Here is a 9461-nt window from a genome sequence, read left to right on the forward strand (position 1 = left end):
CCGTATTCTTTCCACTTCTTCCAGTTTGAATTGATGTCATAAAAAAAATCTGAAGAAGCAACAGAACCAATCGTATAGCGGATTCCCATTTTTTGAGCAACAGAATCGGCAGTTTTTACCATATAAAAATCGGCAGTTGGAGCAAAATGGAGAGCGCCAAATCTTTGGTTTAAAAGACAGGAATCTGAACACGCTGAATTTACAAGAACTGTATCTCGCAGCTCAAGCTCTTCAGAAATTGCTCCGCAGGTTCCAACGCGAATCGCTTTTTGAACGCCATAATCCTTAAAAAGTTCAGTAGCATAAATTGAAAGCGAAGGCTGTCCCATTCCAGTTCCCTGAACGCTTACAGGAACACCCTTGTAAGTTCCCGTATAACCGTACATTCCGCGCACTTCGTTATACAATTTTGGATTTTCCAAAAAATTCTCTGCGATAAATTTGGCACGAAGAGGATCTCCAGGCAAAAGAATATTTTCTGCAATTGCTCCAGCAGGAGCGTTAATATGTGTGCTCATTTTTTCTCCCATTAAAACAGCGATTATAACTTTTTTAATTTTACTTTCGTTTTTAACAGAATACAACTCCAAAAATCGCGCCTGCTAAAACTATAAAAACAGGATGAAGTTTTGTCGTAAACAAAACGACAAGGCAAAGAACATAAAAAGCCGCATTAACCGCACTGATTATAATTCCGCTCTGCCAAGTTGAAATATCCGACGCTACAAAACCCGAAGTAACAGTGATAAGGGCAAGAATAAGAATTTTTGCCGCCGCAACCGCAATTACGCCAGAAACAGCAGGACGCAATGTGGAAAAAGCAGCCTGAACACCTTTTTTTTCGGAGAATTTGCCAAAATAGCGGGCAATAAGCATTATTACGATTAAAGAAGGCAATACCTGTCCAAATGTCGTAATAATTCCGCCGAAAACACCGTAAAGTTCCGTGCCAACATAAGTCGCAAGATTAATTCCAATCGGACCAGGAGTAGATTCAGAAATTGCGACCATATTGAAAAATTTTTCAGCCGAAAGAAGCTTTAAATTATCAACCGCAATTTGCTGAATAATTGTAATTCCAACCTGACCTCCGCCAATTGTTATAAGTCCTATATAAAAAAACACTGCAACAAGACAAAAAAGTCCTACTGATGTTTGATTTTGAATCTGTGTCATAATAAATTCTGTCATATTTTTCTCCAGCTAATTCTCTAAATTTATTTTTTTACATGTTTGTTTCCGTCGGAAGCGGAATTTTCTTTTTTTGAAACTTTCTTAAAATCACCGCGAAAAACTGCAATCAAAATTCCAAGAATGCAGCTTCCAAGAATAATCCAAATTGTTCCAACGTTAAAAACAAAAATCAAAAGGAACGAAATCACAAGAAGAATAAAACCAAAAATGTTTTTTACAGACTTTTTTGAAAATTTGTAAACTGCGCTGGTCAAAATTGCAGCAACAGCAACGTTAATTCCACGCAGCGCTTTTTGAACCCAAACAAGTTCTGCAAAATTATTTATAAAAAGCGCAATAATCGTAATTATTATAAGCGAAGGGAAAACCATTCCAAAAGTCGAAACACATCCGCCAATTACGCCAAGTTTCTTGTAGCCTGTAAAAGTAGCAACATTTACAGCAATAATTCCTGGAGTTGACTGGCCAATTGCAAACCAGTCAAGAAGCTCCTCGGAAGTAGTCCAGCCGCGTTTTTCAACAAGCTCAAGCTCAAGAATTGGAAGCATTGCAATTCCGCCTCCAAAAGTGCATAAACCGACCTTGAACATTACGCTAAAAAGTTCCCACAAAATTTTTAATTTTTCTTTCATATTGTCCACCTGTTTTTTTATCCGCTCAACAAAAAGTTTGACGAAAAGATTTTTTACATTGATAATGATTATACAAATAATTGGAGGATTATAAAATATGGCAAAAAAATCTCGAAAAACAAAGGATTACTTCGGACTTCCATGGCTTGTAAGTGTGCTTCTTGCCCTCTTTCTTGGCCCGCTAATGGGAATTTTTACACGGCTTTCCGAAAAAAAGATTGTAGCGGCAATTCTACGCATATTTTTCGGCTGGAATATCGTCTGGCTAATTGACTTTATTCTCGTTCTCTTTGGAAAACCTATTCTTCGGCTAGTAAACTTTTAATTTTCACTTAAACACCTAACAAAAAAATACGGACAGCAGACGCTGTCCGTATTTTTTTCAACTTCGTGTATCTACATACTACACTTATGAATTCTATCTGTTATATAAGCAGTTCAATTCTTTTAGCCACTCGCACTTTTTGCTGGCAATTTCTCCGTAAAGCATATCATATCTCATTCTCCATGACCAATTTGCACAGGCTTTTCCCGGCGTATTCATTCTGCAATCAGAACCAAAGCCGTACAAATCCTGCATTGGAACAAGAGCAAAAGAAGCTGTGCTCGAAAAACAAAGACTAACAAGTTTTCGGCACAAACTTCCGTCAGAACGCATTGCACATGCCTCAGAAAAACCTACCTTCCGTCCTTCCAAATACGACGCAACAAGGCACAAATTCTCTTCATAAAGCGAATTCAGCATTCCCTGGGTTGTGTCGTTGTCGTGGGTTCCAGTATAAGCAACGCAATTTGCATTAAAAAAATTATGAGGCAAAAAAGCATTTACAAGAGAGCCTTTTTTTTCTTCCGCACAATCAAAACCAAACTGAATTATTTTCATTCCGGGAAGTCCGCATTTATCGCGCAACCGGCGCACACTGTCCGTAATTTCACCCAGATCTTCGGCGATTAAAGGCAATTCTCCGAGCTCATTTTTTATCGCCTTAAAAAGAGCGATTCCGGGTCCTTTGAGCCATTTGCCCTTTTCGGCAGTCTTAGAACCAAATTTTACAGCCCAATAAGAATCGAAACCGCGAAAATGGTCAATCCGCACATAGTCAACAAGCTTTAAAATATTTTTTATGCGCAAAATCCACCATTCAAAACCGTCTTCCGAAATTTTTTTCCAGTCATAAAGAGGATTTCCCCAAAGCTGACCTGTCGGACTAAAATAATCCGGCGGAACTCCAGCAACAACGCTCGATTCCCCGTTCTCCTTTAATTGAAAATATTTTTGGTTTGCCCAAACATCTGCGCTGTCAGCACTTACAAAAATCGGAATATCCCCGATAATTTCAACATTTTTTGACTTTGCATATTCATGAAGAGCATTCCATTGCGTAAATGCAAAAAATTGAATCAATTTTGTCGTTAAAATTTCATCTTCGTGACTTTTCTTCCATAAGCTGACCGCATTTTTCCGGCAAAGCCGCAATTCTTCAGGCCAGGCTTTATTCCACATTCCTTCGTCATCGTAATGCGATTTTATGCTCATAAAACAAGCAAAATCATCAAGCCAAAAATCGTTTTCTTTGCAAAAAATTCCAAATTCAGTCTTCAGTCCTTTTAAGCCGCCGTCCAAAAGTTTTAGCGCAATTTTCTTTAAAACGCCAGTTTTCCACCAGACAACGCTTCCAAAGTCAACATTTCCGTCAGTTTTTATGTAATCTGGCGGAACAATTTCATCTTTTTGAGCCCATCCACGCTCAAGCAAATCCTCAAAATCAATCAAAAGCGGATTTAACGCAAAAGCCGAAAATGGCTGGTAAGGCGAGTCTCCGTAACCAGTCGGTCCCAAAGGCAAAACTTGCCACAATTTAGTGCCAGAAGCCGAAAGCCAGTCGACAAAATCAAAAGCCGGACGGCCAATAGTCCCGATTCCAGCAGAAGCCGGCAAAGACGTAGGATGAAGCAATATTCCAGATTTTCTTTTTAAATTCATAAATCCAATTCTAGCACATTAAAATTCAAAAAAAATTAAAAATCCGTTTTTTTTCTTTTTTTTCGGGCGGCTTTTTAGGACAAGCCTAAAAACCGTGCTTTCCACTGTTCCGCTTTCGCTCCAAACCGGCAAAGCCGGTTCGCCTGCGGCGCAGTTCCAATCACTGCCGTGCGCATATTGCGCACACTAAAATAAACGAGTTTTGCGCAAGCAAAAGTCGCGGCATAACTTTTGTTATGCCAAATCACTGCCGTGCGCATATTAAGTTCGCAATAGTATTCTCTAAAACACATATTTTCTATATAATTTGCAAATTATGGACAATTTATTACAGATTAAGGATTTATCAGTAAATATAGAAAATAAACAGGTTTTAAACGGCGTTTCTTTAAATATAAATGCCGGCGAAACTCATGTTCTTATGGGACCAAATGGAGCTGGAAAATCAACCCTCGGATACACAATTATGGGAAATCCCCGCTACACTGTTTCTAGCGGAAAAATTTTCTTTGATGGAGAAGACATTACAAGCCTTCCGTCAGACAAACGCGCCGCAAAAGGTCTTTTTTTGAGTTTTCAGTCGCCTCTCGAAGTTCCAGGAATTTCTCTTGAAAGCTTTATACGAAGCGCTCTTCAAGCAGCAACAGGACAGAGAGTACGGCTTTTTCAGTTTCAAAAAGAGCTAAAAGAAAAAATGGCTCTTCTCAACATGGACGAAAGTTATGCAAAACGAGATTTGAATGTCGGTTTTTCCGGCGGAGAGCGCAAAAAGAGCGAAATTTTGCAGCTTTTAATGCTCAAGCCAAAGCTTGCAATTCTTGACGAAACGGATTCTGGACTTGACGTTGATGCAGTTCGCACTGTTTCAAAAGGAATCGAAGAATATCAAAAGTCCGCAAATGGCTCTCTCCTCGTAATTACACATTCGACAAAAATTTTGGAAAGCCTTAAAATCGACAGAACGCATGTTCTTGTAAAAGGCAAAATCGTAAAAGACAGCGGGGCAGAACTCGTTGAAGAAATCAATGCCAACGGTTTTGAGCAGTTTGAAAGAGGAAATCTGGCATAACGCTTAAAGGACAGACAAATGGCAGAAAAAAACAACGAAATACCAGAAGTTTCCGATTCTCCATACGATTTTAAATATGAAGAAAAAGGATTTTACCGCAATAAGCAAGGACTGACAAAAGAAATCGTCGAAAAACTTTCAGAAGACAAGCACGACCCTGAATGGATGAGGGAATTCCGCTTAAAAGCTCTCGAAATTTACAACGAACTTAAAGTTCCGGAATGGGGACCAGATATTTCAGGACTCAACATAGATGAAATCGTAACCTATGTTCGTCCAAACACGCAAATGCAGACAAAGTGGGAAGACGTTCCTGAAGACATAAAGCAAACTTTTGAAAAACTTGGAATTCCAGAAGCAGAACGCACATCTCTCGCAGGCGTTGGCGCACAGTACGACTCTGAACTGGTTTACCACAACCTTCAGGACGAAGTAGCAAAGCAGGGAGTTATCTATACAGACTTTGAAAGTTCACTTTCCGGGCCTTATGCAAATATGGTCAAAGAGCATTTTATGCAGCTTGTAAAACCTTCCGACCACAAATTTGCAGCTCTTCATGGAGCCGTCTGGTCTGGAGGAAGCTTTGTCTATGTTCCAAAAGGCGTAAAAGTCGAAATTCCACTGCAAAGTTACTTCCGTCTGAATGCAAAAGGCGCCGGACAGTTTGAGCACACTCTCATAATCGTAGACGAAGGCGCAGACGTTCACTTTATCGAAGGCTGTTCCGCACCAAAATACAACGTTGCAAACCTTCACGCAGGCTGTGTTGAGCTGTACGTCAAAAAAAATGCACATTTGCGCTATTCGACAGTCGAGAACTGGTCAAAAAATATGTACAATCTCAACACAAAACGTGCGCGGGTTGAAGAAGGCGGTTCAATCGATTGGGTCTCCGGTTCATTTGGAAGCCACATTTCCTACCTTTATCCAGAAAGCGACCTTGTCGGAAGAGGCTCCCATGCGGAATTTACAGGCGTAACCTTTGCAGGCGAAGGACAGGAACTGGACACAGGCGCAAAAATGGTTCACCTTGCGCCAGACACAACTTCGCTCATAACCTCAAAATCGCTTTCAAAGGCTGGAGGTTCTTCGATTTACCGAAGCGCAATCTACATTGGACCGGAAGCAAAAGGCTCAAAAGCAAGCGTAAGTTGCGACGGACTTATGCTCGACAACAAAAGCCGCTCCGACACAATTCCTGCAATGGAAATCCACACGGACGAGTGCGCAGTCGGACACGAAGCAAAGATTGGCCGCATTTCTGGAGACGCAATTTTCTATCTTATGAGCCGCGGAATCAGCGAAGAAGAAGCACGCACAATGATTGTTTCCGGTTTTGCAAATCCTGTTTCAAAAGAACTGCCGCTTGAATACGCAGTCGAAATGAACAACCTGATTCGTCTGGAAATGAAGGGCAATATGTAAAAATACAAAGGGGCGCCTGCCCCTCGCTGCAAACCTGCGGTTTTACGCTGCCCCCTCTCCTGGGGAGCGCCCCAAGCCCCCGAATGCAGCCTTAAATTTACAAGGAATGTAATTATGACAAAAAAAATTTCTTATCATAATGTAAATAAAACGCCGTACCTTACATGGAACTGGCTCAAAATGAACCGAGGCGTTCTCGATACAGAAATCGACACTTCTGTCGTTCCATGCGCAAAAATCCGCGGAGCAACAGACGGCTTGATTCTCTACAAAGACGACGGAAACGGCTGCGCAGAAATTGCCGAACTCGAAGAAAAACTTCCTTTTATGGCGCAAAGTTCAAGTACAGACACTACAGACATCATCAATTCACTAAATTCCGTAAAATTTGCGCTTACAGCGCAAAAAAAATGCACAGAACCGATAATTTTGGATTTTGAGCTCAAAGACGGACAGACATATTCTGGACGGCAAATTGTAATTGCCGAAGAAAATTCCGAAATCACCGTAATAATGAACTACACGTCTCTTCCTTTTGACGGCGGTTTTTGCGCAATACAGACAAAACTTTGGGCAAAACCATATTCAAAAATTCACCTTGTGAAAGTTCAGCTTTTAGGCCAAAAATACACTCACCTTGACGACACTCAGTTTTTTGCAGAAGACAACGCAAGCGTAAAAGTAACGCAAATTGAACTCGGATCAAAACAGGCTTTTGCAAACGTAACCTGCGCACTTTCTGGTTACGCTTCAAGCTTTACAAGCGAAACCGCCTACACCGCAAAAAATGAACAAAATTTCGACATAAATTACTGCGTTTCGCACACAGGAAAAGACACAGAGTCAAAAATGAGCATAAAAGGCACTCTTTTGGACAATGCAAAAAAACTTTACCGCGGAACAATCGATTTTAAGAGAGGCTGCGAAGGTTCAAAAGGCAACGAATACGAAGAAACCCTTCTAACCTCGCCAACTGCCGTAAACCGTTCAATTCCAATGATTTTGTGTGGAGAAGAAAATGTAGAAGGCGCCCACGGCGGAAACCTTGGTAACCTAGGCACCGAAGAGCTGTTTTATTTTCAGTCGCGCGGAATTGACGAAAAAACTGCAAAATCAATAATGACACGTGCAAAAATAATGGAAGCAGCTTCGCACATTTCTGACGAAAAAACAGTCAGCAAAATAAAGGCGTTTATCGGCGAAGAAGAAAATTAAACAAAAAAAACGAGGTGCACAATGCAGAAAGTAACATTTAAAACAAAAGGAACTTGTTCAAAATCAATAACATTTGAACGCGACGAACAAAACAGAATTCACAATATAAAATTTGAAGGCGGTTGCGACGGAAACTTAAAGGCAATATCAAAACTCTGCGAAGGAATGACAGCCGAAGAAATTTCAACAAAACTTTTAGGAAACCTTTGCCGCGACAAAGGAACAAGCTGCGCAGACCAGCTGGCAAAAGCCGTCATGGAAAAATAAAATTGATGGAAAAGTCAAAAAAATCGGGCTATAATATTCAATAGCGCAAAAATATAAAAAGCCAAACAAAAGTTTTCAACAGGCATTTTTATGGGAGGAACTTTATGAACAGTTTAAAAATCGGAATTTCAATCATCATTTCATCATTGATTCTTGCTTTTGGCCTTACAAACATAATTACGCCAGAACGAAGCGTTTCTGTGCGCGGACTTTCAGAAAAAGAAGTTGATGCCGACCTTGCAATCTGGAATATGGCTTTCTCAACAGGCGACAACAATCTTTCGTCTTTGCAGCAGTCGGTTATTTTAAAAACTCAGACAGTAAAAAAATATCTCAAAGACCACGGGCTTGATGAAAACGACTTTACTGTGCAGCCGGCGGCAATTACGGACAATTCCCTCAATTCATACATGGATCAAAGCAAATTGCGCTATACTTTTATTGCAAGACAGACAATCTTAATTCGTTCTTCAAAAATTGAAAGCGTAAAATCCGCTTATGCAGATTCGCTAAACTTGGTTTCGAGCGGAATTGCAGTTCTACAGGAATATGACGGCAAAGTAAACTACGAATTTACAAAATTGAATCAAATAAAACCGCAAATGATTGCAGAAGCCACAGAAAACGCAAGAACCGCAGCAGAACAGTTCGCCCGAGATTCAAATAGCAAGGTTGGAAAAATCAAAAAAGCAACACAAGGCTTATTCACAATCGAAGACGCAGCTCCCGGTCTTGAAGAAAAAAAGAACGTAAGGGTTGTAACCACAGTTGAATATCTTTTAAAATAATCAATTCTAATTTCTTTTATCAGCGGTCTTGACGTACAAGGCCGCTGATTTTTTTTTGCAATTTTCGTTCAGTAAAAAATTAGAATTTAAATAAAGCTTCCTATAAAATGCACGAAAAATGCCAAAATCCATGCAAGCGCACATTGCCAGAGCGCAACGCCAGCTGCCCAGCCTGTCCCAAGTTCGCGGCGGACTGCAGAAATTGCCGCAATGCACGGCGTATACAAAAGACTGAACACCAGAAGGCTTGCCGCAGCAAGAGGTTTTATTGCGGCTGAAACGTCTCCAAAAAGGATTTCCATTGTAGAAACTACGCTTTCTTTTGCAATAAATCCGCTTATCAGCGAGGTTATGATTTTCCAGTTTCCTAAACCGATTGGACGGAAAACTGGTTCAAGGATTCCGGCAATTGAAGCGAGAATGCTTTGCTGTGACTCAGAAACAAGCTGAAACCGCAGATTAAAGCTTTGCAAAAACCATATTATGATTGTTCCGATAAAAATTACGGTAAATGCGCGCTGCAGAAAGTCTTTTGATTTTTCCCACAAAAGCTGGGCTACATTTTTTTTACCAGGAAGACGGTAGTTTGGAAGCTCCATTACAAAAGGAACGGCTTCTCCCTTAAAAAGCGTTTTTTTTAAAAGCAGGGCGACAAAAATTCCTGAGACAATGCCAAGAAAATAAAGTCCGCCCATAATCAGACCGCCGTGCTTCGGGAAAAATGCGCTCACAAAAAATGCGTAAATCGGAAGTTTCGCCGAGCAGCTCATAAAAGGTGTAAGCAAAATGGTCATGCGCCGGTCGCGTTCGCTTGGAAGGGTTCTTGTGGACATTACGGCAGGAACAGTGCAGCCAAAACCGATTAAAAGAGGAACAATGCTGCGTCC

The 9461-nt window shown here is 40.7% G+C and carries 11 protein-coding genes; 6 read left to right on the forward strand and 5 right to left on the reverse strand.

The genetic code is table 11. The annotated features are described in order from the left end of the window. The 3 genes from B2X33_RS03555 to B2X33_RS03565 form a co-directional block, all read right to left on the reverse strand. The coding region (locus tag B2X33_RS03555; protein ID WP_296667708.1) for a purine-nucleoside phosphorylase at positions 1–518 on the reverse strand (518 nt) is incomplete at its 3' end. 52 nt (positions 519–570) lie between these two features. Continuing rightward, entirely contained in the window at positions 571–1191 is a 621-nt protein-coding gene (locus B2X33_RS03560) for a chromate transporter (protein WP_296667709.1), read from the reverse strand. Between the two features lie 26 nt (positions 1192–1217). Further along, positions 1218–1826, reverse strand: a complete 609-nt coding sequence (locus B2X33_RS03565; RefSeq protein ID WP_296667711.1) for a chromate transporter — start codon at positions 1824–1826, stop codon at positions 1218–1220. Between the two features lie 97 nt (positions 1827–1923). On the opposite strand from B2X33_RS03565, the gene B2X33_RS03570 reads away from it, so the two are divergent. Then, on the forward strand, positions 1924–2151 hold the full coding sequence (locus B2X33_RS03570) for a hypothetical protein (RefSeq protein ID WP_296667713.1): 228 nt from the start codon (positions 1924–1926) through the stop codon (positions 2149–2151). 93 nt (positions 2152–2244) lie between these two features. On the opposite strand, the gene malQ is transcribed toward B2X33_RS03570, so the two are convergent. Further along, positions 2245–3810, reverse strand: coding sequence for a 4-alpha-glucanotransferase (gene malQ, locus B2X33_RS03575; RefSeq protein WP_296667715.1), 1566 nt, complete (start codon positions 3808–3810; stop codon positions 2245–2247). 316 nt (positions 3811–4126) lie between these two features. On the opposite strand from malQ, the gene sufC reads away from it, so the two are divergent. The 5 genes from sufC (at position 4127) to B2X33_RS03600 (ending at position 8574) form a co-directional block, all read left to right on the forward strand. Then, positions 4127–4879: a Fe-S cluster assembly ATPase SufC gene (gene sufC / locus B2X33_RS03580; RefSeq protein WP_296667717.1), complete on the forward strand. Its 753-nt coding sequence runs from the start codon at positions 4127–4129 to the stop codon at positions 4877–4879. Between the two features lie 18 nt (positions 4880–4897). Beyond that, entirely contained in the window at positions 4898–6304 is a 1407-nt protein-coding gene (gene sufB, locus B2X33_RS03585; protein ID WP_296667719.1) for a Fe-S cluster assembly protein SufB, read from the forward strand. A gap of 114 nt (positions 6305–6418) precedes the next feature. Beyond that, entirely contained in the window at positions 6419–7519 is a 1101-nt protein-coding gene (locus tag B2X33_RS03590; RefSeq protein WP_296667721.1) for a SufB/SufD family protein, read from the forward strand. A 21-nt stretch (positions 7520–7540) separates the two neighbouring features. Beyond that, on the forward strand, positions 7541–7786 hold the full coding sequence (locus tag B2X33_RS03595; protein ID WP_296667723.1) for a TIGR03905 family TSCPD domain-containing protein: 246 nt from the start codon (positions 7541–7543) through the stop codon (positions 7784–7786). Positions 7787–7890: 104 nt separating this feature from the next. Next, complete coding sequence (locus B2X33_RS03600) at positions 7891–8574, forward strand: SIMPL domain-containing protein (protein ID WP_296019771.1); 684 nt, start codon at positions 7891–7893, stop codon at positions 8572–8574. An 86-nt stretch (positions 8575–8660) separates the two neighbouring features. Here B2X33_RS03600 and B2X33_RS03605 read toward each other — a convergent pair. Next, positions 8661–9461 (reverse strand): nucleoside recognition domain-containing protein (locus B2X33_RS03605; protein ID WP_296667725.1); only part of this gene is annotated, 801 nt, incomplete at its 5' end.

Source organism: Treponema sp. UBA785 (assembly GCF_002297065.1).
In the GTDB taxonomy this organism is placed as follows: Bacteria; Spirochaetota; Spirochaetia; order Treponematales; family Treponemataceae; genus Treponema_D.